Origin of the sequence: Rhizobium sp. RU36D (assembly GCF_900176345.1) — a bacterium.
Taxonomy (GTDB): domain Bacteria; phylum Pseudomonadota; class Alphaproteobacteria; order Rhizobiales; family Rhizobiaceae; genus Allorhizobium.
Map to the genome: position 1 here is coordinate 223,188 of NZ_FWXU01000003.1, position 25,641 is coordinate 248,828.

29 protein-coding genes are annotated in these 25,641 nt (G+C 61.8%); 19 read left to right on the forward strand and 10 right to left on the reverse strand.

From position 1 onward, the window contains the following. Positions 1–71 precede the first annotated feature (71 nt). The 3 genes from B9A97_RS05610 to B9A97_RS05620 are packed head-to-tail and all read left to right on the forward strand — an operon-like array spanning position 72 to position 1,331. Entirely contained in the window at positions 72–428 is a 357-nt protein-coding gene (locus B9A97_RS05610; RefSeq protein WP_084364037.1) for an ArsR/SmtB family transcription factor, read from the forward strand. Beyond that, positions 412–861, forward strand: a complete 450-nt coding sequence (locus B9A97_RS05615) for an SRPBCC domain-containing protein (RefSeq protein WP_084364038.1) — start codon at positions 412–414, stop codon at positions 859–861. Before B9A97_RS05610 ends, B9A97_RS05615 begins: the two co-directional genes overlap by 17 nt. Continuing rightward, complete coding sequence (locus tag B9A97_RS05620) at positions 858–1,331, forward strand: SRPBCC family protein (protein WP_084364039.1); 474 nt, start codon at positions 858–860, stop codon at positions 1,329–1,331. Before B9A97_RS05615 ends, B9A97_RS05620 begins: the two co-directional genes overlap by 4 nt. A 15-nt stretch (positions 1,332–1,346) precedes the next feature. Here the strand turns inward: B9A97_RS05620 and B9A97_RS05625 are convergent, their stop codons facing one another. Together B9A97_RS05625 and B9A97_RS05630 are read right to left on the reverse strand one after the other, a co-directional pair. After that, positions 1,347–2,804, reverse strand: a complete 1,458-nt coding sequence (locus tag B9A97_RS05625; protein ID WP_084364040.1) for a UdgX family uracil-DNA binding protein — start codon at positions 2,802–2,804, stop codon at positions 1,347–1,349. Next, positions 2,804–4,039: a putative DNA modification/repair radical SAM protein gene (locus B9A97_RS05630; RefSeq protein ID WP_084364041.1), complete on the reverse strand. Its 1,236-nt coding sequence runs from the start codon at positions 4,037–4,039 to the stop codon at positions 2,804–2,806. The genes B9A97_RS05625 and B9A97_RS05630 overlap by 1 nt, the downstream gene beginning before the upstream one ends. 184 nt (positions 4,040–4,223) lie before the next feature. On the opposite strand from B9A97_RS05630, the gene B9A97_RS05635 reads away from it, so the two are divergent. The 3 genes from B9A97_RS05635 to B9A97_RS05645 all read left to right on the forward strand — a co-directional run bounded on the left by B9A97_RS05635 (position 4,224) and on the right by B9A97_RS05645 (position 7,513). Then, positions 4,224–5,765, forward strand: a complete 1,542-nt coding sequence (locus B9A97_RS05635) for an MFS transporter (RefSeq protein ID WP_084364042.1) — start codon at positions 4,224–4,226, stop codon at positions 5,763–5,765. 178 nt (positions 5,766–5,943) lie between these two features. After that, positions 5,944–6,420, forward strand: coding sequence for a transcription elongation factor GreA (gene greA / locus B9A97_RS05640; protein ID WP_084364043.1), 477 nt, complete (start codon positions 5,944–5,946; stop codon positions 6,418–6,420). Next, the gene (locus B9A97_RS05645) at positions 6,392–7,513 is read left to right on the forward strand and encodes a glycosyltransferase family 4 protein (RefSeq protein WP_084364044.1); all 1,122 of its coding nucleotides are present in this window, start codon (positions 6,392–6,394) and stop codon (positions 7,511–7,513) included. Before greA ends, B9A97_RS05645 begins: the two co-directional genes overlap by 29 nt. Positions 7,514–7,571: 58 nt before the next feature. Here B9A97_RS05645 and B9A97_RS05650 read toward each other — a convergent pair whose 3' ends face one another. After that, entirely contained in the window at positions 7,572–8,036 is a 465-nt protein-coding gene (locus tag B9A97_RS05650; RefSeq protein ID WP_084364045.1) for an Lrp/AsnC family transcriptional regulator, read from the reverse strand. Positions 8,037–8,124: 88 nt separating this feature from the next. Beyond that, a complete protein-coding gene (locus tag B9A97_RS29305) occupies positions 8,125–8,337 on the reverse strand; it encodes a hypothetical protein (RefSeq protein ID WP_143530338.1) in 213 nt (70 codons plus the stop codon). Between the two features lie 60 nt (positions 8,338–8,397). Between B9A97_RS29305 and trxB the strand changes: the two genes are divergently transcribed. From trxB to B9A97_RS05670, 4 genes are all read left to right on the forward strand, one after another. Then, positions 8,398–9,372 (forward strand): thioredoxin-disulfide reductase, encoded by a 975-nt coding sequence (gene trxB, locus B9A97_RS05655; protein WP_084364046.1) that lies wholly within the window; start codon positions 8,398–8,400, stop codon positions 9,370–9,372. Between the two features lie 19 nt (positions 9,373–9,391). After that, positions 9,392–10,288, forward strand: coding sequence for a LysR family transcriptional regulator VtlR (locus tag B9A97_RS05660; protein WP_084364047.1), 897 nt, complete (start codon positions 9,392–9,394; stop codon positions 10,286–10,288). Between the two features lie 658 nt (positions 10,289–10,946). Further along, on the forward strand, positions 10,947–11,243 hold the full coding sequence (locus B9A97_RS05665) for an ArsR/SmtB family transcription factor (protein ID WP_084364166.1): 297 nt from the start codon (positions 10,947–10,949) through the stop codon (positions 11,241–11,243). Positions 11,244–11,314: 71 nt separating this feature from the next. Continuing rightward, positions 11,315–12,427: an alkene reductase gene (locus tag B9A97_RS05670; protein ID WP_084364048.1), complete on the forward strand. Its 1,113-nt coding sequence runs from the start codon at positions 11,315–11,317 to the stop codon at positions 12,425–12,427. Positions 12,428–12,488: 61 nt separating this feature from the next. Here the strand turns inward: B9A97_RS05670 and B9A97_RS05675 are convergent, their stop codons facing one another. Both B9A97_RS05675 and B9A97_RS05680 read right to left on the reverse strand, forming a co-directional pair. Then, entirely contained in the window at positions 12,489–12,860 is a 372-nt protein-coding gene (locus B9A97_RS05675; protein WP_084364049.1) for a DUF6220 domain-containing protein, read from the reverse strand. Next, positions 12,857–13,909, reverse strand: a complete 1,053-nt coding sequence (locus tag B9A97_RS05680; RefSeq protein WP_084364050.1) for an SDR family NAD(P)-dependent oxidoreductase — start codon at positions 13,907–13,909, stop codon at positions 12,857–12,859. Before B9A97_RS05680 ends, B9A97_RS05675 begins: the two co-directional genes overlap by 4 nt. A 93-nt stretch (positions 13,910–14,002) precedes the next feature. On the opposite strand from B9A97_RS05680, the gene B9A97_RS05685 reads away from it, so the two are divergent. Together B9A97_RS05685 and B9A97_RS05690 are read left to right on the forward strand one after the other, a co-directional pair. Then, positions 14,003–14,896 carry a LysR family transcriptional regulator gene (locus B9A97_RS05685; RefSeq protein WP_084364051.1) on the forward strand — a complete coding sequence of 298 codons (894 nt, stop codon included), beginning with the start codon at positions 14,003–14,005 and terminating at the stop codon, positions 14,894–14,896. A 13-nt stretch (positions 14,897–14,909) separates the two neighbouring features. Next, a complete protein-coding gene (locus B9A97_RS05690) occupies positions 14,910–15,386 on the forward strand; it encodes a bleomycin resistance protein (protein ID WP_244564137.1) in 477 nt (158 codons plus the stop codon). 6 nt (positions 15,387–15,392) lie between these two features. Here the strand turns inward: B9A97_RS05690 and B9A97_RS05695 are convergent, their stop codons facing one another. Further along, the gene (locus tag B9A97_RS05695) at positions 15,393–15,662 is read right to left on the reverse strand and encodes a DUF2188 domain-containing protein (protein ID WP_084364168.1); all 270 of its coding nucleotides are present in this window, start codon (positions 15,660–15,662) and stop codon (positions 15,393–15,395) included. Between the two features lie 155 nt (positions 15,663–15,817). Continuing rightward, the gene (locus B9A97_RS05700) at positions 15,818–17,020 is read right to left on the reverse strand and encodes a pyridoxal phosphate-dependent aminotransferase (protein ID WP_084364169.1); all 1,203 of its coding nucleotides are present in this window, start codon (positions 17,018–17,020) and stop codon (positions 15,818–15,820) included. 295 nt (positions 17,021–17,315) lie between these two features. Between B9A97_RS05700 and B9A97_RS05705 the strand changes: the two genes are divergently transcribed. From B9A97_RS05705 to B9A97_RS05725, 5 genes are all read left to right on the forward strand, one after another. Then, a complete protein-coding gene (locus B9A97_RS05705; RefSeq protein ID WP_084364170.1) occupies positions 17,316–19,676 on the forward strand; it encodes a marine proteobacterial sortase target protein in 2,361 nt (786 codons plus the stop codon). After that, positions 19,666–20,358, forward strand: a complete 693-nt coding sequence (locus tag B9A97_RS05710) for a class GN sortase (protein ID WP_084364052.1) — start codon at positions 19,666–19,668, stop codon at positions 20,356–20,358. The genes B9A97_RS05705 and B9A97_RS05710 overlap by 11 nt, the downstream gene beginning before the upstream one ends. Positions 20,359–20,484: 126 nt before the next feature. Further along, positions 20,485–21,582, forward strand: a complete 1,098-nt coding sequence (locus B9A97_RS05715; RefSeq protein ID WP_244564142.1) for a PQQ-dependent sugar dehydrogenase — start codon at positions 20,485–20,487, stop codon at positions 21,580–21,582. 531 nt (positions 21,583–22,113) lie between these two features. Continuing rightward, positions 22,114–22,329 carry a cold-shock protein gene (locus B9A97_RS05720; RefSeq protein ID WP_027488319.1) on the forward strand — a complete coding sequence of 72 codons (216 nt, stop codon included), beginning with the start codon at positions 22,114–22,116 and terminating at the stop codon, positions 22,327–22,329. A 144-nt stretch (positions 22,330–22,473) separates the two neighbouring features. Next, positions 22,474–22,932: a BA14K family protein gene (locus B9A97_RS05725; RefSeq protein ID WP_084364053.1), complete on the forward strand. Its 459-nt coding sequence runs from the start codon at positions 22,474–22,476 to the stop codon at positions 22,930–22,932. Positions 22,933–22,997: 65 nt separating this feature from the next. Here B9A97_RS05725 and B9A97_RS05730 read toward each other — a convergent pair whose 3' ends face one another. Both B9A97_RS05730 and B9A97_RS29730 read right to left on the reverse strand, forming a co-directional pair. Continuing rightward, a complete protein-coding gene (locus tag B9A97_RS05730) occupies positions 22,998–23,642 on the reverse strand; it encodes an MBL fold metallo-hydrolase (RefSeq protein WP_084364054.1) in 645 nt (214 codons plus the stop codon). 90 nt (positions 23,643–23,732) lie between these two features. Next, entirely contained in the window at positions 23,733–23,903 is a 171-nt protein-coding gene (locus tag B9A97_RS29730; RefSeq protein ID WP_179145229.1) for a hypothetical protein, read from the reverse strand. 336 nt (positions 23,904–24,239) lie between these two features. Here B9A97_RS29730 and B9A97_RS05740 point away from each other — a divergent pair, with 336 nt between their 5' ends. Then, complete coding sequence (locus B9A97_RS05740; RefSeq protein ID WP_084364056.1) at positions 24,240–24,761, forward strand: MarR family transcriptional regulator; 522 nt, start codon at positions 24,240–24,242, stop codon at positions 24,759–24,761. A 1-nt stretch (position 24,762) separates the two neighbouring features. Then, positions 24,763–25,464 (forward strand): response regulator, encoded by a 702-nt coding sequence (locus B9A97_RS05745; RefSeq protein WP_084364057.1) that lies wholly within the window; start codon positions 24,763–24,765, stop codon positions 25,462–25,464. Positions 25,465–25,641 lie beyond the last annotated feature (177 nt).

A 25,641-nucleotide genomic window follows, 5' to 3' on the forward strand; every position in this document is an offset into this window, starting at 1 on the left:
GCCCATTGACGCCACCCTTGCTATCCTTTATTTAACCTATCAGTTAATTAACTGATCGGCTAACTTCAGCAATGGACCCCCTCTCCGAAACCCTGTCCGCCCTGGCCGACCCCACCCGCCGCGCCATCCTTGCGCGGCTGTCGCGGGGCGAGGCCACGGTCAATGAACTTGCCGCACCTTTTTCCATGAGCCTGCCGGCCGTATCCAAGCACCTGAAAGTGCTGGAAAAGGCCAAGCTGATCTCCCGCGGGAGAAGCGCCCAATGGCGGCCCTGCAGGCTGGAGCCGGAGCCGTTGAAGATCGTGGATCATTGGCTCGATGAATACCGAAGCCTTTGGGAACAGCGGTTCAACCGGCTGGAGGCCTATCTCGAAAGCGTTAAATCGCCATCAGACAAGGAGAGTGACGGCAGTGACCGACAAGCTTGAAATCCTCAACACCCGCCTGATTGCGGCCCGCCGCCAGGATGTGTTCGACGCCTTTGCCGAACCGCCACAACTGGAGCAATGGTGGGGGCCGGATGGTTTCACCAACAAGGTCCCGCATTCTGACCTGCGCCCCGGTGGCCAATGGCGCATCATCATGACCGCCTCGAATGGCACGGATTTTGACAATCTCTGCACCTTCGAAGAGGTCGTGATGCCCGAGCGCGTCAGCTATATCCACCACGAACCCATGCATGTCTTCCACATGAGCATGGTATTCGAAGAGGAGGCCGGCGGCACGCGCCTTACCTGGCGCATGCTGTTCGACAGGACAGAGGAAAATCTCGAACTCGAAAAATTTCTGGCGGCAGCCAATGAGCAAAACTTCGATCGCCTGGAAAGACACCTTCAACAGACCGGAAAGATCCTGTCATGACATCCGCACTCGACCCGACCACAACGCTATCGGTCTCGCGCAGCGTCAAGGCGCCGCCTGCGCTCGTCTTCCAGATGTTTTCCGACGCCCGCCACCTTGATGCCTGGTGGGGGCCTGACGGCTTCACCAACGAGACCCATGCCCTGGATTTCTCCGTCGGGGGTGTTTGGCACTACACAATGCATGGCCCCGACGGCAAAGCCTGGCCGAACTGGATCCGCTACCGGGAGATCGACCCGCCCTCCCGCCTGCTCTACGATCACGGCGGCGAACTCGGTGAACCCGCACATTTCGAAGGCCTCATCACCTTCGAAGCTGACGAAGACGCTACCCTCGTAACGCTGACATTGATCTTCCCCACAGCAGAAGCCCGGAACGCCACGCTGAAGTTCGGCGCAGTCGAAGGCGGCAACCAGACGCTTGCCAAACTCGACGCCTTTGTCACCCGGCAGGCGGCCGGCGAGCACTGAGGAGCAGTACCCTTTTCAGCCAGGCAAACCCCGGCTTATGGCGGCGATTCGCTGGAAATCCTGTTGAAACCGGGCGAGTTCCTCGGCGCGCTTGTGCTCATCCGGCAAGCGAAGCAGATAGGACGGATGCACGGTGACGAACAGCGTGATGCCATTGCCCATCGCGCTCTCGCCCCGCATCTGCGACAGCGGCGACGTCTGCCCCGTCAGCGAATAGACGGCAGTCGCCCCCGTGGCGACGATCAGCTTCGGCTTGACCAGCTCGATTTCGCGCGTCAGCCACCAGCGGCAAATATCCACCTCGCCTTTGTCGGGTCTCTGGTGGATGCGGCGCTTGCCGCGCGGCTCGTATTTGAAGTGCTTGACCGCGTTCGTCATGTAAATCTTCCCGCGATCAATGCCGGCCTCGGCCAGCACGCCGTTCAGCAAACGCCCGGCGGGGCCGACGAATGGACGCCCGGCCAGATCCTCCTCGTCGCCCGGCTGCTCACCTACGATCATGACGTCAGCCTGGGCTGGACCTTCGCCAAAGACGGTTTGCGTGGCGTTGCAGTGGATCGGACAGCGGTCGCAGACCCTCGCCGCTGCGCGCAAGGCCTCGAGGGATTCTGGCTCAGCCGCCGGGTCTTCCTGGACAGGGAGAGGCACTCGCAGCTTGTGGTGAAAGCTCGGCGGAATGGTTGGAGCCCGCGCGGCCATGTCGATCACCCGCGCTTCGGCGGAGGCGATCAGCTCGGGAATGAGCGCGGCCTCCGGCAGGTTCTTCCAGTATTTCTTCGGCATCTCCGTCATCATCATCTTCACCTTCAGCCGGGCCGGATTGAAGATGGAGGCGTAATAGGTGCGCCAGAGATCGTCGGTCTGGTCGGTGAGATCGGGCTTCTCCGCTGGCTGATCTGATGTAAGAAGCTCGGCTCCGTCCCAGATGATCGAACCCTTCGGCGTAGCGATCAGCCAGTCCATGTCGGCAAACCGCCGCTGGAAGAACGGGGCGATCCGGGCGACGATGAAATGATCCGGCTCGAACCAGGCGATGAACCGGCGACGTCCAACGACACCAGGCGGCAGGGGCATTTCCTTGAAACGCACGAAGGCTGTCATCTTGTGGCAGTCGCGGCGCACCGACTGCGCCCATCGCCGCGCCTGGGCCACATCGGCATCGGCACGCATGTCGAGCACATTGCGGTCGCGCGCCAGCCGGAACAGCAGCCGGTAGAGCAGTGCAAACCGAGCGGGATCGCCGTGGCAGATCACCGCCTGCGACAGCGTCAGGAATTCGGCCGGCACGTTCGGGGCGGGAATATCGGGCGACGGCGCCGGCAGGTCCGTCGGCGCGTCGGAAAACAGCCCCGCCTCTCCCCCGGCGGTCCGCCAATCGATCCGCTCCGGCTCGACTCCCGCCATCAGGTAGGCGCGGGCCGGGTCGCGCCATTCGGCAAAGTCGCCCCGGCCCTTGAGGATCGCGACATGCATCACAACAGTGCCAACTGCTCCGGCGGCGGCGCAAACAGGCTGCGCAAGTCGCTGCGTTCGGTAAGCTTCATCGGCGTCCAGCCCTCGGCAACGATAAAGGGCCGCACTTTCTTCAACGACACGTTCAGCCGCTTCAAATCCTCAAGCCGAAGCCGGCCATGACGTCGCGCCGACAGCACGGATTGCACCGTCTTGACGCCAAAGCCCGGAACGCGAAGCAACATCTCCTTGTCCGCCTTGTTGACATCCACGGGAAAACGCGACCGGTTGGCCAAAGCCCAGGCAAGCTTCGGATCGATGTCGAGATCGAGCATCCCGTCTGCGCGCGCCGACGTGATTTCGCCGATATCGAAGCCATAGAAGCGATAGAGCCAGTCTGCCTGGTAGAGCCGATGTTCCCGGATGAGCGGCGGCTTGACGAGAGGCAGCTTGCGCGAGGCATCAGGGATTGGACTGAAAGCCGAATAATAGACGCGTTTCAGCTGATAGCTGCCATAAAGCCGCGCGCTGGTCCCGAGGATGGTGGCATCACTGGCCCCATCGGCACCGACAATCATCTGCGTGCTCTGCCCGGCCGGCGCAAATATCCGGCGACGCTTGGTCTGCACTGTCGGCTCCGCCATTTCCTCGATCTTCAGCCGCAACGCGCCCATGGATCGGCGGATACCCTCAGGTCGTTTCTGCGGGGCGTAATCCGTAATACCGCGGTCCGTCGGCAGCTCTATGTTGATCGACAATCGATCGGCATAGAGCCCCGCCTCCTCGATCAGACCAGCCGATGCCTCGGGAATAGTCTTCAGATGAATATAGCCGCGGAAATTATGCACCGTCCTCAGGTCGCGGGCGACCCGCACCATCTCCTCCATCGTGTGATCCGACGAGCGGATGATGCCCGACGACAGGAACAGTCCCTCGATATAGTTGCGCCGGTAGAATTCGAGGGTCAGCCACACGACTTCCTCCGGCGTGAACCGCGCCCGCGCGACATTGCTCGAGGAGCGGTTGATGCAATAGGCGCAGTCATAGATGCAGAAGTTCGTCAGCAGGATCTTCAGCAGCGATATACAGCGTCCATCGGGTGCATAGGCGTGGCAGATACCGGATCCTTCCGTCGATCCCAACCCGCCCGATCGCGCCGAGTCACGCTTTGTCGTACCGCTCGAGGCACAGGACGCATCATACTTTGCCGCATCGGAAAGGATGGCAAGCCGTTCTTTCAGGGATTTCGCAACCATAAATGTTCACTATACGTTCTTTCTTTTCCTGTCAATCTGTATTAGCTTGGCAACGGCAGCAGGAATTGATCTTCCGCAAGTCAGGCCGGACGCAAGGTGCGCGGCGACAGGAGGATAAGGGATCTGCTAGGCACAACAGAGGCGCATGCGGGGGCACCGACGCCAACAAATCTGGGGACGATGAATGCTGGATACCGCAAGCCTGTCACCGCCTTTGGCCGGGCGTCGAGAATGGATCGGACTGGCGATCCTGTCGATCGCCTGCCTGATCTATTCCATGGATCTCTCGGTCCTGTTCCTTGCCATGCCGGCGATCGTCACCGATCTTGATCCGACGGCTGCCGAACTGCTGTGGGTCAACGATATCTATGGCTTCATGGTTGCCGGTTTCCTGGTCACCATGGGCACGCTGGGCGACAGGATCGGCCGCCGGAAGGTCTTGCTAATCGGCGCGGCTGCCTTTGGGCTGGCCTCCATCTTTGCCGCCTATTCCACGACGGCATCCATGCTGATCCTTGCACGGGCGCTTCTCGGCATAGCCGGCGCCACCATCGCGCCGTCCACCCTGTCGCTGATCGTCAACATGTTCCATGACGAAGGGGAGCGGAACCGGGCGATCGGCATCTGGGGCACCGGTTTCGCACTGGGTGGCCTGATCGGCCCACTGATCGGCGGCGTGCTTCTGGAATATTTCCATTGGGGCTCGGTGTTTCTGATCAATGTTCCCATCATGCTGCTGCTGATCGTGCTGGCGCCCTTTCTGCTGCCGGAATATCGCAGCAACGAGAGCGGCCGGCTCGACCTTGCGAGCGTCGCTCTGTCCTTGGCGACGGTGCTGCCGGTCATCTATGGCGTGAAGAAGATTGCCACGGAAGGCATGTCGCCCCTGTACCTCCTTCCCATCGTTTGCGGCATTCTCTTTGGAGGGCTTTTCATCCGGCGGCAGAAGCGTCTCGCCGACCCGCTCGTGGATCTTGCTTTGTTCAAGATCCCGGCCTTTTCCACGTCACTGATGATCAATCTGGCCGGCGTCTTTTTCATTTTCGGCATCTTCCTGTTCCAGAACCTGTTCCTGCAACTGGTGCTGGGATTGTCGCCACTCGAGGCGGCGCTCTGGTCTGCCGCACCCGGCATCGTGTTCACCATCATGTCGCTGCAGGCCTATCGCATCACCAACCGGCTGGGGCCTGTCCGCACGGTCCTGCTTGGCCTCATCATCGATGCCGTGGGCATGTCACTCATGGCGATGGCCGCCTATGCCCAGAATCTCTACGGCATTCTTGTGGCCAGCATGGTGATGGGACTGGGTTTCGTGCCCGTGGTCTTGACCACGACAGGGCTGATCGTGGGCTCTAGCCCGCCCGAGCGCGCCGGCGCGGCATCCGCCATATCCGAGACGAGCGCCGAGCTCGGCGGTGCGCTTGGCGTTGCCTTCCTGGGAAGCCTGGGGACACTCTTCTATCGCCTTGCCATGGCCGATGTGGATCTCGGTGGCGTTGGCGGCGAGCAGGCAGACGCGGTCCGATCGACGCTCGCGGGGGCTGTCGATACGGCCCGCCAGATCGGCAGCACCGCACCTTTGCCCTGGCTCGATCTCGCCCGTGACAGCTTCTCCATGGGCTTCGCTGTCTGCTGCGCCCTGTCGTCCATGACGCTGATTCTGCTCGTTCTCGTCGCGCGGCGCGTCTACGGCGCGTCAGGCGAGCCGCCAACCGCATCGCATTAGCTTGCACAGCACCGGATCCGTCAGGTTTCCAAATACCTAACGAAATTTCTGGAAATTGCCGCAACCTATCTGCTATATTGCGGTTATTCGATTTGAACATGGTTCCGTAGCTTTGCTTCGGAACCTGTTTTTCTTTTATGTCGTCGCATTGCCGGCATAAGATGTGAAGGAAGAGGAAATGGTAGATAAGGTACCCATGACGCAGAACGGCTTCGCCAAGCTGCAGGAGGAACTGCGCTGGCGTCAGCAGGAAGAGCGTCCGAGAATCATCGAGGCGATCGCCGAAGCGCGGGCCCATGGTGACCTTTCCGAAAACGCCGAGTATCACGCCGCCAAGGAAGCGCAGAGCCACAACGAAGGTCGCATCGGCGAACTCGAGGACCTGACGGCTCGCGCCGAGGTGATCGACCTGTCGAAAATGTCCGGCTCGAAGATCAAGTTCGGCGCCACCGTGAAGCTGGTGGACGAGGACACGGAAGAAGAGAAGACCTACCAGATCGTCGGCGACCAGGAGGCGGACGTGAAGGCGGGCCGCATCTCGATCTCCTCACCGATTGCCCGTGCCCTGATCGGCAAGGAAGCCGGCGACAGCATTGAGGTCGTGGCACCCGGCGGTTCCAAGGCCTATGAAATCATTGCCGTCAACTGGGGCTGATACCGCCACCGCGGTCTCGCGTGACTGGCAGGACATCAGCGATGTCAGGGTTCTCGCACCGAACTTCAAGCGCAGACTGTCAGGCGTAACCTCCACCATCATCCAGCTCGTGCCTGTGCAAAACCGGCTCGGGCAAAAGGTGGCGACGGTCGGCGCCGGGCTGCCGCCGTCCCTCACCGCCGTCAGGTGGCTCGACCTGTTGTCGCTCTGGCGGCCCCCGACAGGATTTTCCAATCGCGTCTGGCACGCGCGCCGCAATATCGAGATGCTGCCGGGCATCATCATGCGCGACGTGTTGCGCATGCCCTTGAAGCTGGTTTTCACCTCGGCGTCCCAGCGCCGCCACAGCCGTTGGACCCGGGTGCTGGTCTCGCGCATGGATGCGGTGATCGCGACCAGCGCCAAGACCTCGGCATATCTCAAGGTGCCCAACACCGTCGTGATGCACGGCATCGACACCGTCAGGTTCTCGCCGCCGGATGATCGCGCGCGCGCCAAATCCAGTCTCGGACTTGACTCGCATCAGCGCCATGTCGGCTGTTTCGGGCGGGTGCGCCGCCAGAAGGGCACCGATCTCTTTGTCGATACCATGATCCGCCTGCTTCCCGACCGTCCGGGCTGGTCGGCGGTGGTGGCCGGTCGCGCAACTGCGCAGCACCAGTCTTTCGAGCAGGACCTCAAACGCAAGGTGGCCGAGGCAAACCTGTCCGACCGCATCCTGTTCGTCGGCGAGCACACCAATATCAACGACTGGTATCGGGCGCTGGACCTGTTTGTCGCACCACAGCGCTGGGAGGGTTTTGGCCTGACCCCGCTAGAGGCCATGGCGACCGCCGTGCCGGTGGTCGCAACCGACGTTGGCGCCTTCAGCGAGCTTCTCGCCTCGCCCAAGGGCGAAACCGGCCTCTTGATTCCGGCCGATGATTTGGAGGCCATGGTCGCCGCCACCGCCACGCTGATGGATGACGATGCACGCCGCCACGGGGCTGCCGCACAGGCGCTGAGCCAGGCCCGGGAGCAGTTCACGATCGAGGGAGAAGCCCGGCAGATCGGGGCGATCTATGACAGCCTGCTGAACAAGGCTCAGCGGTAAAGCGTCAACCGCCCTTTGATGCTCATCGTCCAGTTGCTTGCAGAGGGCGCGGCTCGCCTCAGATCGCGACCAGATCCAGTTTCTTGACTTGCCGGATCGTCAGCATGGTCTTGACCGTGTCGACATTTTCGGTGGCAGTCAGCACTTCGATGACGAAGTCCTGGAAACTGGTGAGGTTTTCCGCCACGCAATGCAGCAGGTAATCGCTTTCGCCGGAGACCATCCAGGCCTGGCGCACCATCGGCCAGCCCTCGGTTGCCGCCGCAAAAGCCTTGAGATTGCTGTCGGACTGGTGCTTCAGCCCCACCATGCAGAAGGCCACGAGGTCGAACCCCAGCCGCGGCGCATTCAGCATGGCGTGATAGCCTTCGATGATGCCGGCCTCTTCCAGCTTGCGAACCCGCCTAAGGCAGGGCGGCGCCGAAACGCCGACGCGCTCCGCCAGCTCGACATTCGTCATCCGGCCGTCGCGCTGCAGCTCCCGCAAAATCTTGAGATCGATGGCATCCAGCGCCGCGCGCAAAGCTCAAACCCTTCCTTGGTAACGAGATGCATTCTTTAGTCGGACCGGAGGGATTCGCAAGAATATGTCGTCGCCGTGAACAGATATGTCAGTCAAAATCCGATGAATCGGAATCTGGCTGGCTAATTTCCGATCCAAGCAAGGTTGCAAAAGCCCGATTTGCCCAATCGGGAGGCAGCCGACCCTCGTCGTTAACAGGAAAAACTGCGACTGCGCCAATTCGGCTTGTTATTTGCGCAAGGCTGCCCTTGAATAAACGCATGGAGCGATAATAATCGCCGATGGAAAAAACGCGTTGCATGTCGGCCTCTGCATCGCCATTTAGAGGGCCTCATCTGCGACGCGATCGAAAGGACATATCATGAGCGCCCGTCATACCAAGGTGCTGATCATCGGCTCTGGCCCGGCCGGCTACACGGCTGCCATTTACGCGGCGCGCGCCATGCTGCAGCCGGTCTTGATCGCTGGCATGGAACAGGGTGGTCAGTTGATGATCACGACCGATGTCGAGAACTATCCGGGCTATGCCGACCCGATCCAGGGTCCCTTCCTGATGGAACAGATGCTGAAGCAGGCGGTCCATGTCGGCGCCGAGATCGTCAATGATCTCGTGACCGAAGTCGATCTGTCGCGCCGCCCGTTCACCGTCAAGACCGATTCGGGCCAGGTCTGGATCGCCGATACGCTGATCATCGCCACGGGCGCCAAGGCCAAGTGGCTCGGTATCGAGAGCGAACAGCATTTCCAGGGTTTTGGCGTCTCGGCCTGCGCCACCTGCGACGGCTTCTTCTATCGCAACCGCGATGTGATCGTGGTTGGCGGCGGCAACTCAGCAGTCGAAGAGGCGCTTTATCTCTCCAATATCGCCAAGACCGTCACCGTCGTTCATCGGCGCGATAGCTTCCGCTCGGAAAAGATCCTGCAGGAACGGCTGTTCGCCAAGCCGAACATCAGGGTGATCTGGAACGCGGAAGTGGTGGAAATCACCGGCGATGCGGCCAAGCCGCCAATGCCGCCGTCTGTTACCGGCGCGCGCCTGCGCGATACCAGGACGGGAGCGATTACCGACGTCTCAACCCACGGCGTCTTCGTCGCGATCGGCCATGCGCCTGCCGTTGAGCTGTTCAAGGACAAGCTGCGGCTGAAGCCGAACGGCTATCTCTGGACCGCGCCGGACTCGACCGCAACGGATGTGGCGGGCGTCTTCGCCGCCGGCGACGTCACGGATGATGTCTACCGGCAGGCAATCACAGCAGCCGGCATGGGATGCATGGCAGCCCTTGAAGCTGAACGATACCTGACAGCCATGGAAACCCGCGCGGAAGCGGCGGAGTAACGATATGCGAGGTGGAGGCATGCCGCTCGATTGGGACAAGCTGCGCATTTTTCACGCAGCGGCAGAGGCCGGTTCCTTCACTCACGCAGCCGACAAGCTGCATCTGTCCCAATCGGCGATCAGCCGTCAGGTCAGCGCGCTGGAGCAGGATATTGGCGTCAAGCTGTTCCACCGCCATGCGCGCGGCCTGATCCTGACCGAACAGGGCGAACTGCTTTACCGCACGGCCCATGACGTGCTGCTGAAGCTCGAGACGGTGAAGATGCAGCTCACCGAGACGACGGAGAAGCCCACCGGGCGGCTGCGCGTCACCACGACGGTCGGCCTCGGCCAGGGCTGGCTCACCGACAAGGTGCAGGAATTCCTGCAGCTCTATCCGGAAATGTCGATCCAGCTCATCCTCGACAACGAGGAGTTGGACGTAAACATGCGCCATGCGGATTGCGCCATCCGCCTGCGCCAGCCGCAGCAATCGGACCTGATCCAGAGGAAACTCTTCACGGTTCACATGCATGTCTACGCCTCGCCGTCCTATATCAACCGCTTCGGCGAGCCCCAGTCGATCGAGGATCTCGACAACCACCGGATCATCTCCTTTGGCGAACCGGCACCGGCCTATCTGCTGGATGTCAACTGGCTGGAAATCGCAGGGCGCAATTCGGACAATCCGCGCCAGGCCCATCTGCAGATCAACAGCCTGACCTCGATCAAGCGCGCCTGCCTGCTGGGGATAGGCATAGCCATGCTGCCGGATTACATCGTCGGACGCGATCCCGGCCTGCTGCAGCTCGTCACCAATGCCGATGTGCCGTCGTTCGACACCTATTTCTGCTATCCCGACGAGATGAAAAATGCTGCAAAGCTGAAGGCTTTTCGCGACTTTATTGTCGCAAAAGCAAGAAACTGGAATTTTTGATTTTTGCGGTCACTCGCCTGAATAAACGATTTCAATAGGTTAACAGAAGCGGTGCATGCTACGCATGTCAGACATGCACAATTAATCATTGTTCACTGCACAAAAAACCACCATATCGCACTCAGCTGATGCACATGGTGGCTTTTCCTCCCAGTTCCACCGCAGCAGCTGTTCCCCTCTGGAGGTTTATTGACCTTCATAACTTATATGGGCCCTGGAGCAATCCGGTGGCCCTTTTTTTTGCCCGGTGATCAAAAATGCAGCGGATGCATGCCAGACATGCACAGGATGCTATTGAAATGTCCCGGGTACCGCCCCATATCCCCGTCAGCTGATGCACATGGTGGCTCCCTCCCAGTTCCACCGCAGCAGCTGTTCCCCTCTGGAGGTTTATTGACCTTCATAACTTGCAAGGGCCTTGGAGCAATCCGGAGGCCCTTTTTTTTTCAAACGTGCCCCTCACCGGGCCTGCCTACACGGATACGTGAATTGACGTATCGGACTTGAACGATATTTATATCGAAGAAATTCGATACGGACTTCAACGCATGCTGCACAAAAGCCTGTCGCAGTCTTGCGATAAGCACATGCGCAAACAACAGGAGCCTGAAGAATAGGGGCGGACGTGACGGTTCGCGACACGCTTCAGGGCATGACCATGGATGTCGATGAGATTTTGAAGGCGCTTGCCCATCCGACTCGGGTGCAGATGCTGCGCTGGCTGAAGGAACCCGAAAAGCATTTCAGCGATCAGGCGCATCCCCTCGACATGGGCATCTGCGCCGGCCAGTTCGAGCGTTGCGGCTTGTCGCAGTCCACCGTGTCGGCGCATCTCGCGACCCTGCAGCGCGCCAATCTGCTGACATCCGAACGCGTGGGCCAATGGATTTTCTACCGCCGCAACGAGGCGACCATCCAGTCATTCCTCACAGACCTTAGGACGCTTCTGTCCTGAACCTCCCTCCCCTCCCCTCCCGGAACGGCGGTCGTCGTTCCACCTCCTAAGCAAACCACAAGGATTGTTTCATGTCCGATCTCTTCGAACCGACCAAGGCCGGCGACATCGCGCTCGCCAACCGCATCGCCATGGCGCCGCTCACGCGCAACCGTTCCCCGGGCGAGGCGCCGAACGATCTCAACGTCACCTACTACCAGCAGCGCGCCACCGCAGGCCTGATCATTACCGAGGGTACGCCGATCACCCATCAGGGCCAGGGCTATGCCCATGTGCCGGGGCTCTACAAGCCCGAGGCGCTGGAAGGCTGGAAAAAAGTCACGGATGCCGTCCACAAGGCTGGTGGCAAGATCGTCACGCAGATCTGGCATGTCGGCCGCGTGTCCCACACCTCGCTGCAGCCTGGCGAAGGCAAGCCGGTGGCGCCCTCGGCGATCACGGCGAAGTCCAAGACCTATATCATCAATCCCGATGGCAGCGGCGCGTTTGCCGATACCTCCGAGCCGCGAGCGCTCTCGCTTGAGGAGATTCCCGGCATTCTTGAGGACTATCGCGTGGCCGCGCGTGCAGCCGTGGATGCCGGTTTCGACGGTGTCGAAATCCACGCCGCCAATGGCTATCTGCTTGACCAGTTCCTGCGCTCCGGCTCCAACCAGCGCACCGACGCCTATGGCGGCTCGATCGAGAACCGCACGCGCCTGACGCTGGAAGTCGCAGCCGTGGTGGCCAAGGAAATCGGCGGCGGTCGCACCGGCATCCGCATCTCGCCCGTCACCCCGGCCAATGATGTCTTCGACCCCGAGCCGCAGCCGCTGTTCAATCATCTGGTTTCGAAGCTCGCGGGGCTCGACCTGGCCTTCATCCACGTCATCGAAGGCGCGACCGGCGGTCCGCGCGACTTCAAGCAGGGCGACAAGCCTTTCGATTGGGACGAGTTGCGCAAGACCTATCGCGACGCCGGCGGCAAGGGCGCCTGGATGGTCAACAACGGCTATGACAAGGCATCCGCCACCGAAGCCGTTGCCAGTGGCCGGGCCGACATTGTCACCTTCGGCAAGCTGTTCATCGCCAATCCCGACCTGGTGCGCCGCTTCAAGGAGGATGCGCCGCTGAACGAGCCGAACAAGGCCACCTTCTATGGCGGCGGCGCCGAAGGCTATACGGACTATCCGTTCCTGCCCTAAGGCCTAGATATGATCGGGCATCCCGGAGCGATCCGGGATGCCCACTTAACTGCTAATGACATTAGAGTGCAGTCCGCCGCCAGCTTTCCACCGTAACCAGCAGCATCACAAGCGCATTGGCCGGATGCAGCGCCGATAGCCAAGGCAGCGAAAGATCCTGACCGAGCACCACAAGCATGACTTGGGTGATGTAGAGCAGCACCAGCATGAGCGCCGGCTGGCGAAAGAGCGCCCCTGCCGGCAGCAGGCTCAAAGCCGCCAGCGCCAGGATCGGCAGGGACAGCACGCCGCCGAAAAGGCCATGCATGCCCCAATCAGTCGGCCCGCCGAATAGCGCAAGCCCTGCCAGAAAGACCTGGACCATGATGCCGGCGATGATCGAGGCGGCGATCAGCGGTGCTGGTCCGTAAAGCGATTTGCTGGACGCGCTCATGCCGCCGCTCCCTGCCGACCCACGGCTGACGAAACCGTATGGTTGCGCTCGTCCGCCGCAGGTTCCAGGCAACCAAGGCTTGCCAACGTCGCCCGCACCGCTTCGTCGATCGGCGTGCGGGGCTCCGCACCGAGGAACGCCACCAGCCTGCCATTGTCCATCCGCACCGGTTGCTTCCAGAGATAGCGCATCTCCATCAACTCCCTGAAGACCGGGACGAAAGGTTGCAGCAACCAAAGCAGACCCCAGGCGAATCCTTTTGTCTTCAGGTCAGGCCGTCCCGTCACCCGCCGGATCGCCGCGCCGAGCTGCAATCCGTCCCGGTCCCAGAAGCCTTCCATATGAAAGCGGGCGAAAGCTGGCAGGTCCTCGGCGCGCTCCAGCAGTTGCACCATCGTTTCGGCCACATCAGGCAGATAGGCCCATTGATGCCCGACGCCTTCGTGACCCGGATTGGTGATAGCCTTGACAGGCTGTCCCGGCTTGACCACCGCCTGGGCAAACCAGTTGTTTCCGGCATTGGGGCCGAAGAAGTCCCCTGCCCGCACCAGGATGACCTGTACGCCCCGCGTCGCCGCAGCTTGGAGCCTTTGCTCCAGCTGCACCCGGATGCCGCCCTTGACCGTGACAGGCCGCTGCGGGCTATCCTCAAAGATATGCTCGAGCTCGCCGGGACCGTAATTATAGACCGTGCCCGGCATGACGATCCGCGCACCCACCGCTTCGGCCGCAGCGATCGTGTTGTCGATCATCGGCAGCACCAACTGGCCCCAGTTGCGATATCCGGGCGGATTGACGGCATGCACGATCACGTCAACGCCATCAGCAGCCCGCATCACGTCGTCCCGGTTCATGGCGTCGCCCTGCACCCAGGCAAACTGCGGCGTCTTGGCTGCCATGGCCTTGGCATTGCGATGCATGGCCCGCACGATATAGCCGCGGGCCGCCAGCTTGTCGGCGACCGCGCCGCCGATGCCGCCGGTCGCGCCGAGTATGAGAGCAACCGGCTTACGCGGGCTTGCTACAGTGTTCTGCCTGTCCGTTGTCATTGTCTTGCTCCTTCGGTTTCGATGAAGCGACTATGCGGCCGACATTCGCTAAACGGAATTGCCTATTAAAATTGAGATGCTATACAAAAATGTATGGCACTTACCGCACTCGACTGGGATCAGTATCGCACCTTTCTGGCCGTCCTCAGCGAAGGCTCGCAATCGGCGGCCGCGCGTGCGCTGGGGCTGACTCAGCCGACAGTGGCCCGCCATATCGATGCACTGGAAGCGGCGGTCGGCAAGCCGCTCTTTATCCGCTCGCAACAGGGACTGCTGCCCACCGAGACCGCCTTGGCCATGCAACCCTATGCGGAAGCCATGGCGGCCAATGCGGCAGCCCTTGCCCGCGCCGCCACGGTAAGCGGCGACGCAGTGGCGGGCACCGTGCGCATCAGCGCCAGCGAGGTCGTGGGGCTTGAGGTCCTGCCGCCCATGCTGAGCGCGCTTCAGGAGCAGCATCCCGGCCTGCAGATCGAACTGTCGATTTCGGATGTGGTGGAAGACCTCCTGCGGCAGGAGGCGGATATCGCGGTCCGCATGGTCGCACCGACCCAGGCCGCACTCATCAGCCGTAAGATCGGCACCATCCCGCTCGGTTTCCATGCCCATCGCCGCTATCTGGAGCGGCACGGCTCACCGGCGACACTTCACGAACTGGCGGACCATCGGCTGATCGGCTTCGACCGCCAACTGGCCTATGTCCGGGCCATGGCGCAGCGCATGCCGGAGGTGGCCGCCATGCGCTTTGCTTTCCGCACCGACAGCAATGTCGCGCAACTCGCCATGATCCGCGCCGGCGGCGGCATCGGCATCTGCCAGCGTGCTCTGGCCGCCCGCGATGCAGACCTCATCGAGGTTCTGCCGGGGCTTCTCGACATGAAGCTTGAAACCCATGTCGTGATGCATGAGAACCTGAAGTCGGCGCCCCGCTGCCGCGTGACATTCGACGCGCTGGTCGAGGGCTTCCTAAAATACATCGCGCAATGAAGGGCGGGAATGCATGACCCAACTTGACCAGGCCGCCCGCAATGCAGCGAACGCGCAGGGCAATATGCCAACGGGAGGCTTTGCGCCACTGGTGCCGGAACTTGACGTCACGAACATCGAGGCGAGCCTCGCCTTCTGGTGCGATCTTCTCGGCTTCCGCATCGCCTATGCGCGGCCGGAGGCGAAATTCGCCTATCTGGAGCGGCAGGGCGCGCAGGTGATGCTGTGCGAGATCAATGGCGAATGGATCACCGGGCCGCTCGATCGCCCGTTCGGACGCGGGGTGAATTTCCAGATCGAGACAGACCAGTTGCTGCCCCTGCTGGATCGCTTGTCAGAAGCAAACTGGCCGCTCTTCCGTCCGGAAAAAGAGAGCTGGTACCGCATCTCCGCCACGCAGGAGCGCGGCTCGCGCGAATTCCTGGTGCAGGACCCCGACGGCTATCTGCTGCGCTTTTCGCAGTCACTCGGTGAGCGCGGCGCCGCGTGATCGCCATCACACCGCCGGATGCTTCGGCTCTTCATAGAGATCGAGAATGACGGCTTCCGGGCGGTCGCCGCCGTCGGAATATTCCTCGTGCCACTTGCCGTTTTCATCCTGGAAGCTGATCTCGGCTGACTCGCCGCCAACCTGCTGCTCCTGGGTCACGATCCGCGCGGCCTCCACCGCTTCAGCATGGCTGGCGAATGTTTCGGAATAGACGCCGTCCAGCCTGTAGGCCCAGCCGCCATCATGCGGCACGATTTCATAGGTCACTCTCATGATGCCTTCTCCCTCGGCGTGAGACCTCCTGCCCGCACCGAATATCGCACCATCAGGGAAAACTGGAAAGCCCAATCGATGAGGCAGACATCAGAAGCCTGAAAACGACAAAGCCCGCTTGGTGGGGCGGGCTTCGGGTCGTTGAGGAAAAGCAACAGTTACCGGCAGGCGGCGCAGAAGCGCTGGATGCGGTTGCAGGCTTCTTCCAGCTTGTCGTTCGAGGTCGCGTAAGAGACGCGGAAGTTCGGGCCGAGTCCGAAGGACGAGCCGTGAACGGTTGCCACGCCCTCGGTTGCCAGGAGTTCCATGACGAAGTCTTCGTCCGTCTCGATGACCTTGCCCGAGGGCGCGGTCTTGCCGATCAGACCGGCGCAGGACGGATAGACGTAGAAGGCGCCTTCTGGCTTGGGGCAAACGATGCCTGTCGCCTGGTTCAGCATCGAGACGACGAGGTCGCGGCGCTCTTCGAAGGCCTTCTTCGATTCCGTGATGAAGTCCTGCGGACCGTTCAGCGCCTCGACGGCAGCCCACTGGGCGACCGAGCAGGCGCCCGAGGTCTGCTGGCCCTGGATCATGTCCATGGCCTTGATCAGCGGCAGAGGACCGGCCGCATAGCCGATACGCCAGCCGGTCATGGCATAGGCCTTGGACACGCCGTTCATGGTCAGCGTGCGGTCGTAAAGCGCCGGCTCGACCTGGGCCGGGGTGTAGTAAACGAAATCGCCGAACACCAGATGCTCGTACATGTCGTCGGTCAGCACCCAGACATGGGGATGCTTCATCAACACATCGGTCAGCGCCTTCAGCTCTTCCTTGCTGTAGGCAGCACCCGACGGGTTCGACGGCGAGTTGAACATGAACCACTTGGTCTTAGGCGTGATCGCCTTGTCCAACTGCTCGGCGGTGAGCTTGAAGTTGTTTTCGATGGTGGTCTCAACAAACACCGGCGTGCCGCCGCACAGCGCGATCATTTCCGGATAGGACACCCAGAACGGCGCGGGGATGACGACTTCGTCGCCGGGATTGATCGTCGCCATGAAGGCGTTGAACAGGATCTGCTTGCCGCCGGTACCGACGATGACCTGCTCCGGCTTGTAGTCCAGGCCGTTTTCGCGCTTGAACTTGTCGGCGATCGCCTTGCGCAGTTCCGGAATGCCGGCAACGGGCGTGTACTTGGTTTCGCCGCGGGCGATCGCGGCAATGGCCGCGTCCTTGATGTTCTGGGGCGTGTCGAAATCCGGCTCGCCGACCGACAGCGAAATGACGTCCTTGCCTTTCGCTTTGAGGTCCCGGGCCATCTGCGTGACAGCGATGGTCGCGGAGGGCTTGATGCGGGAAAGGGCGTCGGCGAGGAAAGCCATTGTTTGGGTCCTGAGCTGATTGAACATCGGCCCCGATACCTCAAGGCCTCAGGTCCAAGCTCTATGGCGAAAGCCGCCGCCTGTTTCAAGCGGAAAGCGGTGAACATGCAAGAAAGCGTCATGATTTCGTCACCCGTTGCAAGCCGACCGGCTCACGATCACGCCCGAAGACCCCTACAGGGGCATAAATCGCAATAAGGCCACAATAATTGCCGCGCTCCGCCGCAATTCGGTCCCCGAAGCGACGCGATGCGGGACTTTCCTTCGCCTTGCCACGGGCAAAAAGGGGACGGTCATGTTTCTGGATGATGAGGATCAGACGAAGCGTTTGCGTGAAAGACGGAAACTGGGGCATCTGCAGATCGTCGCCGCGACGGCGCTCGCTTGCCTGGTCAGCCTTGTCGGTCTGACGGTCACCGTACAGGCCCAGTCGCAGCCGACCGCAAGCCAGGCTTCGTCCGCCGCGACAACAGAGGTTGCGGCCCTCGTCCGGCCCGGCGACATGAACATGGGCGGGCTGCTTCTCCCCTCCAAGGAACCGGGCTTCTTTGTCGAGGCGCCGCGGCTGAAGACCGATGTCGCGATCGACGTTGCCGGCCCCATCGCCCGCGTCAAGCTCACGCAGCGCTTTCAGAACCCGTCCAAGGGCTGGGTCGAAGGCACCTATGTCTTCCCCCTGCCCGAGAATTCGGCGGTCGACAGCCTGCGCATGCAGATCGGCGACCGCTTCATCGAAGGCAAGCTCAAGCCGCGCGAAGAGGCCCGCCAGATCTATGAACAGGCCAAGACCGAGGGCAAGAAGGCCGCTTTGCTGGAGCAGCAGCGTCCCAACATCTTCACCAACCAAGTGGCTAATATCGGCCCTGGCGATGAGATCGTGGTGCAGATCGAATACCAGCAGGCCGTCCACCAATCCCAGGGCGAATTCTCGCTGCGCTTCCCCATGGTGGTCGCCCCTCGTTACAATCCCCAGCCGATCGTGCAATCCGTCGAGTTCAACGGCAATGCCGGCTTTGCCATAAGCCCGGATCCGGTGGAAAACCGGGAAAAGATCGAGGCGCCGGTTCTCGACCCCAAAGAGAACGCGAAGATCAATCCGGTTGCGCTGACCGTGAGCCTTAAATCCGGCTTTCCGCTCGGCGAGGTCAAATCATCCTACCATGACGTTACGATTGCAGGGGAAGGCGACCAGGACCGCCGGATCACCCTGAAGACCGAGTCGGTTCCGGCGGACAAGGATTTCGAGTTGACCTGGCGCGCGGCTCCCGGCGCCTCGCCCCATGCCGGCCTGTTCCGCGAGGTGGTGGACGGCAAGACCTATCTCATGGCCTTCGTCACCCCGCCGGCTGCACCGGCCCAGGCGCCCGCCCCGCGTGAAGTCGTCTTCGTCATCGACAATTCCGGCTCCATGGCCGGCGCCTCGATCGAACAGGCCCGGAAGAGCCTGGCGCTTGCCATCTCACGCCTGAAGCCGACGGACCGCTTCAGCGTCATTCGCTTCGACGACACGATGACCGACTTCTTCGGCGGCCTCGTTCCGGCGACCGGCGACAACCGGGAAAAGGCGGTGGCCTATGTCAACGGCCTGACTGCCGACGGCGGCACGGAGATGCTGCCGGCGCTCCTGTCGGCGCTGCGCACCCAGGGCCCCAAGGCTCCCGATGCCCTGCGCCAGATCGTGTTTCTGACCGACGGCGCCATCGGCAACGAGTCGCAGTTGTTCGACGCGATCTCCGACAATCGCGGCGACGCGCGAGTCTTCACCGTCGGCATCGGCTCGGCGCCGAACTCGTATTTCATGAGCAAGGCCGCCGAAATCGGCCGCGGAACCTTCACCCAGATCGGCACCGACGACCAGATCGCTGAGCGCATGGCCGAGCTGTTCACCAAGCTCGAAAACCCTGTCATGACCGATATCGCCGCGAGTTTCGACGGCGCCAATGCCACCGAGATCACGCCCAATCCGATGCCGGACCTCTATGCCGGCGAACCCGTGATCCTGACCGCCGAGATCGAGGGTGCCGCACCTCAAGGCAAGCTTCAAATCCTCGGCCGCACCGCCGACCAGCCATGGCGGGTGGAGATGGACATTGCCAAGGCCGCCGATGGCCGGGGCATTTCCAAGCTCTGGGCCCGCCGCAAGATCGATGACATCGAGGCGCGCGCCTACCGCGCGGCAAACCCTGAAGAGACCGACAGGCAGGTCGAACAGGTGGCCATGGTCCATGGGCTGGTGTCCCGCATGACAAGCCTCGTTGCCGTCGATGTCACGCCATCAAGGCCTTCCGATGAGCCGGTGCATGACGTCAAGCTGCCGCTGAACCTGCCTGATGGTTGGGACTTCGAAAAGGTCATGGGAGAGCCGTCACCATCGCCGATGCCGATCAACGGTCAGCTGCCGTCTCCGGCCATGCAGGAGGCCAGTGCCGTGACCTATAGCGCGATTGCGGCCGCACCGACGGCCAAGGCCGCTGCGGTGGTCGCCCAGAACAACAGCTCCGTCGCCCTGCCCCAGACCGCGACGCTCGCCGACCAGCGCATCCTGATGGGCCTGATCTTCCTTGCCTTCGCCGCCATGGCGATCGTCTGCCTGGCGCTGTGGCGTCGGGGTCTCAGGGATGTGATCAACGCGGAGTCCCGTCGCCGTGGACGCTGATGTTCTCAACGGCCGTCCGTTCTGGCAGCGACTGGGCGGCGCGGAAAAGGCGGTCGCCTTGGCCGCCTGTGCCGGAGCACTCGCTGGAACGGCTCTCATCGCCGATGGCCTCTACATCAAGGCCAAGGCGTCACTGTCCCAGGTGCTGCTGCAGCGCAGCTTTGCCGCCGAACTCTCAGGTTACGCCGGCGCCAGGCCTTGGCCATGGGCGGATTTCGTCACCGAGGCGAGGATTGCCGCGCCCCGGCTCGGCGCAGAGGCGATCGTGCTGCGGGGCGCCAGCGGCGAGACGCTGGCCTTCGGTCCCGCCCATCTCGAGGGCACGCCGCTGCCCGGCGAAGCAGGCACGGCGGTCATCGCCGCCCATCGCGACACCCATTTCCGCTGGTTGAAGGACCTTCACCCCGGCGATGAGGTCGAGATCACCAGGCGCGATGGCCGCATGCTGGTGTTCGAGGTATCGGAGGCGCGCATCGCACCCTGGAATGAGAGCGGCATCAACGCCTCGGCGCTCGGCGTGCATCTGGCACTCGCCACCTGCTGGCCATTCGACGCCACAACGCCCGGCCCGCTGCGCTATATCGTCGACCTGGAACTGGTCCGGGATGCAACGCTTTCCGAAGAGGCGATCCCCACGGCGGCACGCTACACATCTGCGTTATCGGCGCCATTCCCGTCCTGAGCATCCTTGATGCCGCAGGGGGTGAAAACCATCTTGCCCCTAACGAGGAAACGTCAGGAGGCTCCATTGAATAAGACCCTAAGCACCGCCGTGAAGGTGATGACCCTGTCCACCGCTGGCATGGTGATGGCAAGTTCCATGGCCTGGAGCCAGCAGGGAGACGTCGTCGCCACGCAGGATGCCAATGTCCGGGTGGAGACTGTCGTCGACGGGCTCGAACATCCCTGGGCCGTGGAAGTGCTGCCGGATGGCGCTTACATCGTCACGGAAAGACCGGGCCGCCTCAGGATCGTCCGCGACGGCGCGCTCTCCGATCCCCTGGGCGGATTGCCGGAAATCCGGGCAGCCGGCCAGGGCGGTTTGCTGGATGTGGCGCTCGCACCTGATTTCGCGCAGAGCCGCCTACTCTTCCTTACCGCTTCCGTTCCCGGAGAGGGAGGTGCGGGAACCGCCGTCTTCCGCGCCAAACTCTCCGCTGACGAGAAAAAGCTTGAAAATGTCGAGCGCATCTTTGCCATGAACAAGTTCACCGGCGCCGGCCAGCATTTCGGCTCGCGCATCGCCATCGATCGGGACGGCGCGCTGTTCTTCGGCATCGGCGACCGCGGCGATGGCCCCCGCGCCCAGGACCCGAAGGACCATGCCGGAAAGCTGATGCGCATCAGCCAGGACGGCAAGGTGCCGGCGGACAATCCCTTTGCCAAGGGCGGCGACGCGCTCCCTGAAATCTGGTCCATGGGTCACCGCAACCCGCAGGGCATCACGATCGATCCGGCCGACGGTCGCCTCATCACGGTGGAACATGGCGCACGGGGCGGCGACGAGATCAACGTGCCGCAAGCCGGCAAAAACTATGGCTGGCCGGTGATCAGCTACGGCGTGAACTATTCCGGCTCGCAGATCGGCGAAGGGTCTGCCAAGGAAGGGCTGGAACAGCCGCTGCATTATTGGGATCCCTCTATCGCCCCGGGCGCCATCGCCATCTATCGCGGCGAGATGTTTCCGGAATGGGATGGCGATTTCATTGTGGCGGCCCTGAAGTACCAGTTGATTTCGCGCGTGCCGCGCGACGCCGATGGCAGCATCGGTCCGGAGGAACGCCTGTTTCAGGGAGACTACGGGCGTATCCGTGATGTCGTTGTGGCGCCAGACGGGGCCTTGCTGATGGTGACCGACGAGGACAACGGCGCCCTGCTGCGGGTCTCGCGCGCCTCCAATTCCTGACGCCACACGCCCTTTAAGCGCAAATCACAAAGTTCTGAGGCGAATATCGCCTCGGAACGGTGGGCTGGCGAAGCCCCCTAAAAAAGTTTTTTGCTGACACGATTGGTAAATTTTTGCGCAATGCCTGCCGATTTTGAGCGCAACTGTATCGCGGGCGATGCAATTTTTGCGCTGCTGGATTAAAAAATCCGCACAACCGCGTGAGTCGGCTGTTTTTCGTGCGCGCGCACACGATAATGGACCAAATGTGTTAGAAAAGTTTTGCTTGCCAATTTTATTTAAAGCTAGCACTCTATTGGCGTTCGGGCAGTTTTACGAGCACGGGAAGACCTTATAAATCAATGCGCGCCGGAGACGCAAATAGTTCCGGGCAACCGGTTGGGAGAGCGGTGAAAGCCGTTTCGGACGGGCTGGTTGCGGTAACGAAAGGCCCCTTTCCTCACATTTCGAGAAATGCCTGCCGCACACCCGCCGAGGGTATAATTGTGATGCTGTCCGCCGGCACCGGACAGAGAGAAAAGGACCTTACGCATGGCCGAGACTGGCATTGTTAAATTCTTCAACACCGACAAGGGCTTCGGCTTCATCAAGCCGGACAATGGCGGCGCCGACATCTTCGTGCATATCTCCGCAGTCCAGGCTTCCGGTCTGTCAGGGCTTTCCGAGAACCAGAAGGTAAGCTTCGACACAGAGCCGGACCGCCGCGGCAAGGGACCGAAGGCTGTCAACCTGCAGATCGCAGGCTGATCGCGTCGATATAGCTTTGGCAACGCGTTGCGGCCCGGCAGTGATGCCGGGTTTTTTTGTTCAGCTTGCGTTCAGCCGACTGCCTCTATCAATGGCGCCAGTCGAGGAGCGATACCCCTCGGATCGTTTCGAAGGAAGACCACCATGCTGAAATTCGCACGTCTTGCCCTCATCACCGCAGCCGTCGTATCCGCCGGCATCACCACAGCCTCTCCGGCGCTGGCCGGTGGCCGTCACTGGGACAGGCGCGGCGAGCCGGTCGGCCGCGTGAATGATGATGCGGTCGCCCTTGGCCTGTTTGGCCTCGCAGCCGGTGTAATCGCCGGCTCGGTCATTGCCAGCCAGCCGCGCGAACCGCGTTATGTCGAGCCTGACTACGTCGAACCGGAATACGAGCCGGACTACCGGTCGGGTCCGCGCCCGATCTACAGCTATGACAACGACTACCCGCCGCCGCCGTCGCGCGCCACCTATGGCGCCGGTGCCGAGGCCTGGTCGCCGGAATGGTATCGCTACTGCCAGTCGCGCTATCGCAGCTTCGATCCGCGGACCGGCACCTTCATCGGCTTCGACAACCGCCGCCACTTCTGCACCGCCGGCTGATGACATGATGGGGAGTGCGCGACGCGCGCATTCCCCTATTCCACACCCTACCCCTCTTGGCCCTCTCAGATACCGCGCAGGAACGGGTTTTCCCGCCGCTCGTCGCCGATCCGTCCGCCCGGACCGTGGCCGCAGATGAAGCCCACGTCGTCTCCGAGCGGCAGCACCTTGTTCTTGATCGATTGCAGCAACTGCGCGTGATTGCCGCCGGGCAAGTCGGTGCGGCCGATGGAGCCGGCAAACAGCACGTCGCCCACATGGGCGAACTTCATGGCATCGTTGTAATAGATGACGTGGCCCGGTGCATGGCCGGGGCAATGAAACACCTTGAAGCTGTGGTCGCTGAAGGAGACGCTCTCCCCATCCTCAAGCCAGCGATCCGGCATGCAGTTCTGCAAGCCGGTAATGTTGTATTTTCCGGCCTGGATCTCGATGGACTGCAACAGTGGCAGGTCGTCGCGATGGGGTCCGACGATCTCGACGCCGAGCGCCTCCCTGAGCTGCATCGCACCGCCCGCGTGATCGAGATGGCCGTGGGTCAACCAGATCGCCTTGATCGCGATCTTGTTTTCCGAAAGCACCTGCAGGATCACCTCGACATCCCCGCCCGGATCGACAACCACCCCTTCGCGGGTCTCGGCATCGAACAGGATTGTGCAGTTCTGCTGGAAGGGAGTGACGGGAACGACCCCGGCCTGCAAAGTACCCATGGATATACCTGACGCGCTGTTGAAATTGCGCCCAAGGTAATGATCGCCCGGGCATCGGGAAAGCCAGAACTGCCCCAATCCCCGGAAAGCTCACTCGGTGCGCAGAATTTCCGCGGTCGCCTGGGCATGGCCGGGCATGCTCACATTGGCGATCAGGATGGCGGCGGCCGTCAGCTTGGCGGCAAGCACGGCAATGACGACGGGGCGCAACTGCAACCGAGCGGATTGCCGGTCGTCCTGCAACGTATCGGAAAGGCTCATGCAAAATCCTCTGGCATAGAAGTGCTGTTCCATATCAGCGACACCTTGCGCTGGACTGGAAAACAGGCAGATAGGGATGGACATCGAAGCGGTAACCGCGTCGCAGCCGGCTTTGCGAGCGATGATTTTCTCATTTTGGCACAAGTCGGGCGCGGCTGCGCGAATATCGTCGAAAATGGTAAAGCATATCATTTTCGTTGGAGTTTTTGTTAAGCAGAGCTTAGTTTTGCCGCGAAAACATGGCCGGAGGAATTCCGGATCACAGGGAGTTGGCGCAGGGGGTATCACGATCCTCACGGCAGGAGAGCCGTTCCCGCGCTTGAAATATAAGGACACATGCCAGTGCCGCGACAATCCGCCAGTCGGACTGCCAAGAAGGACATACCGGAAATGCCCGTCGTCGATGACAAGGCCATCGACTTCGAGACCATCGAACTCCTGTTCTTCGCCTATCGCGATTTCATCGCCGATCCGGATGCGATCCTCGCCAAGATCGGTTTCGGCCGCGCCCATCACCGGGTCGTCTATTTCGTCAGCCGGCGACCGGGCATGACCGTGGCGGACCTCCTCGGCATCCTGCAAATCACCAAGCAGAGCCTGGCGCGGGTGTTGAGGGAACTGATCGATTCCGGCTATATCAGGCAGATGGCAGGACCGGCGGACCGGCGCCAGCGGCGGCTTTATCCCACGCTTGCGGGCCGGGAACTGGCGCTCGCCTTGTCAGACCCGCAGTCCCGACGGATCGCCAAGGCCATGGACTCGCTGAACCCCGACATGCGCGATGGTGTGCGGCAGTTCCTGAAGGCGATGAGCGACAGCGAAAAGGCGGCAACACCTGTGGACGTGGAGATCGACTGACATGGCGCGCAAGATCGAACTCGAGGACGACGCCGCGCATCTGCTTGTGGTGGATGACGACACCCGCATCCGCGACCTGCTGCATCGCTACCTCACCGAAAAAGGCTTTCGCGTCACCGTCGCCGCCGATGCCGGCGAGGCCAGGCGCAAACTCAAGGGGCTGAACTACGACCTCCTGATCGTCGACGTGATGATGCCCGGTGAGTCCGGCCTGTCGCTGACCCAGAGCCTGTCGCGCGACAAGCGGGTGCCGATCATCATGCTAACGGCACGCTCCGAGGCGGAATCCCGCATTGCCGGCCTGGAAGCCGGTGCCGACGATTATCTCGCCAAGCCTTTCGACCCGCGTGAACTGGTGCTGCGCATTAACAACATTCTGAAGCGCAACAGCGTTCCCGAGGCTCCGAAGATCGAACAGGTGATGTTCGGGCCCTACACCTTCTCGATCCTGCGCAAGGAGTTGAAAAAGGCCGCTGAGGTCATTCGCCTGACAGATCGCGAGCAGGAAATCATGCTGCTGTTCGCCTCGCGTGCCGGCGATACCATTCCCCGCCATGAACTGATCGGCAACGACACGGAGGTCGGCGAGCGTACCATCGACGTGCAGATCAATCGCCTGCGGCGCAAGATCGAGGACGATCCGGCCAATCCTGTCTGGCTGCAGACCGTGCGCGGCATCGGTTACCGCCTGAGCATGGACTGACCGGTGGAACGGGCGATCGACCAGCTTCGCGACCACCTGCTTTCCGGCCTCGCCCGTCTTCGCGAGCGAAAGCCGCGCACCTGCGAGAAGGGCGAGCCCCTGGTTCCCGGCCTCGACTCGCTGAAGCGTGACTACGAGCGCAGCACCGCCACTGGCTTCAGGGGCTTCCTGCGCTGG

What these genes read in the sequence shown, in the direction of transcription:
- B9A97_RS05715 (WP_244564142.1), top strand. Translation starts at nt 20,485, where the DNA reads ATGGCAAGTTCCATGGCCTGGAGCCAGCAGGGAGACGTCGTCGCCACG.
- B9A97_RS05665 (WP_084364166.1), top strand. Translation starts at nt 10,947, where the DNA reads ATGGATGTCGATGAGATTTTGAAGGCGCTTGCCCATCCGACTCGGGTG.
- B9A97_RS05730 (WP_084364054.1), bottom strand. Translation starts at nt 23,642, where the DNA reads ATGGGTACTTTGCAGGCCGGGGTCGTTCCCGTCACTCCCTTCCAGCAG.
- B9A97_RS05610 (WP_084364037.1), top strand. Translation starts at nt 72, where the DNA reads ATGGACCCCCTCTCCGAAACCCTGTCCGCCCTGGCCGACCCCACCCGC.
- B9A97_RS29305 (WP_143530338.1), bottom strand. Translation starts at nt 8,337, where the DNA reads ATGCAACGCGTTTTTTCCATCGGCGATTATTATCGCTCCATGCGTTTA.
- B9A97_RS05680 (WP_084364050.1), bottom strand. Translation starts at nt 13,909, where the DNA reads ATGACAACGGACAGGCAGAACACTGTAGCAAGCCCGCGTAAGCCGGTT.
- B9A97_RS05645 (WP_084364044.1), top strand. Translation starts at nt 6,392, where the DNA reads ATGAAATCATTGCCGTCAACTGGGGCTGATACCGCCACCGCGGTCTCG.
- B9A97_RS05620 (WP_084364039.1), top strand. Translation starts at nt 858, where the DNA reads ATGACATCCGCACTCGACCCGACCACAACGCTATCGGTCTCGCGCAGC.
- B9A97_RS05660 (WP_084364047.1), top strand. Translation starts at nt 9,392, where the DNA reads ATGCCGCTCGATTGGGACAAGCTGCGCATTTTTCACGCAGCGGCAGAG.
- B9A97_RS29730 (WP_179145229.1), bottom strand. Translation starts at nt 23,903, where the DNA reads ATGAGCCTTTCCGATACGTTGCAGGACGACCGGCAATCCGCTCGGTTG.
- B9A97_RS05725 (WP_084364053.1), top strand. Translation starts at nt 22,474, where the DNA reads ATGCTGAAATTCGCACGTCTTGCCCTCATCACCGCAGCCGTCGTATCC.
- B9A97_RS05625 (WP_084364040.1), bottom strand. Translation starts at nt 2,804, where the DNA reads ATGCATGTCGCGATCCTCAAGGGCCGGGGCGACTTTGCCGAATGGCGC.
- B9A97_RS05700 (WP_084364169.1), bottom strand. Translation starts at nt 17,020, where the DNA reads ATGGCTTTCCTCGCCGACGCCCTTTCCCGCATCAAGCCCTCCGCGACC.
- B9A97_RS05690 (WP_244564137.1), top strand. Translation starts at nt 14,910, where the DNA reads ATGACCCAACTTGACCAGGCCGCCCGCAATGCAGCGAACGCGCAGGGC.
- B9A97_RS05745 (WP_084364057.1), top strand. Translation starts at nt 24,763, where the DNA reads ATGGCGCGCAAGATCGAACTCGAGGACGACGCCGCGCATCTGCTTGTG.
- greA (WP_084364043.1), top strand. Translation starts at nt 5,944, where the DNA reads ATGGTAGATAAGGTACCCATGACGCAGAACGGCTTCGCCAAGCTGCAG.
- B9A97_RS05670 (WP_084364048.1), top strand. Translation starts at nt 11,315, where the DNA reads ATGTCCGATCTCTTCGAACCGACCAAGGCCGGCGACATCGCGCTCGCC.
- B9A97_RS05685 (WP_084364051.1), top strand. Translation starts at nt 14,003, where the DNA reads ATGGCACTTACCGCACTCGACTGGGATCAGTATCGCACCTTTCTGGCC.
- B9A97_RS05635 (WP_084364042.1), top strand. Translation starts at nt 4,224, where the DNA reads ATGCTGGATACCGCAAGCCTGTCACCGCCTTTGGCCGGGCGTCGAGAA.
- B9A97_RS05630 (WP_084364041.1), bottom strand. Translation starts at nt 4,039, where the DNA reads ATGGTTGCGAAATCCCTGAAAGAACGGCTTGCCATCCTTTCCGATGCG.
- B9A97_RS05675 (WP_084364049.1), bottom strand. Translation starts at nt 12,860, where the DNA reads ATGAGCGCGTCCAGCAAATCGCTTTACGGACCAGCACCGCTGATCGCC.
- trxB (WP_084364046.1), top strand. Translation starts at nt 8,398, where the DNA reads ATGAGCGCCCGTCATACCAAGGTGCTGATCATCGGCTCTGGCCCGGCC.
- B9A97_RS05740 (WP_084364056.1), top strand. Translation starts at nt 24,240, where the DNA reads ATGCCAGTGCCGCGACAATCCGCCAGTCGGACTGCCAAGAAGGACATA.
- B9A97_RS05705 (WP_084364170.1), top strand. Translation starts at nt 17,316, where the DNA reads ATGTTTCTGGATGATGAGGATCAGACGAAGCGTTTGCGTGAAAGACGG.
- B9A97_RS05720 (WP_027488319.1), top strand. Translation starts at nt 22,114, where the DNA reads ATGGCCGAGACTGGCATTGTTAAATTCTTCAACACCGACAAGGGCTTC.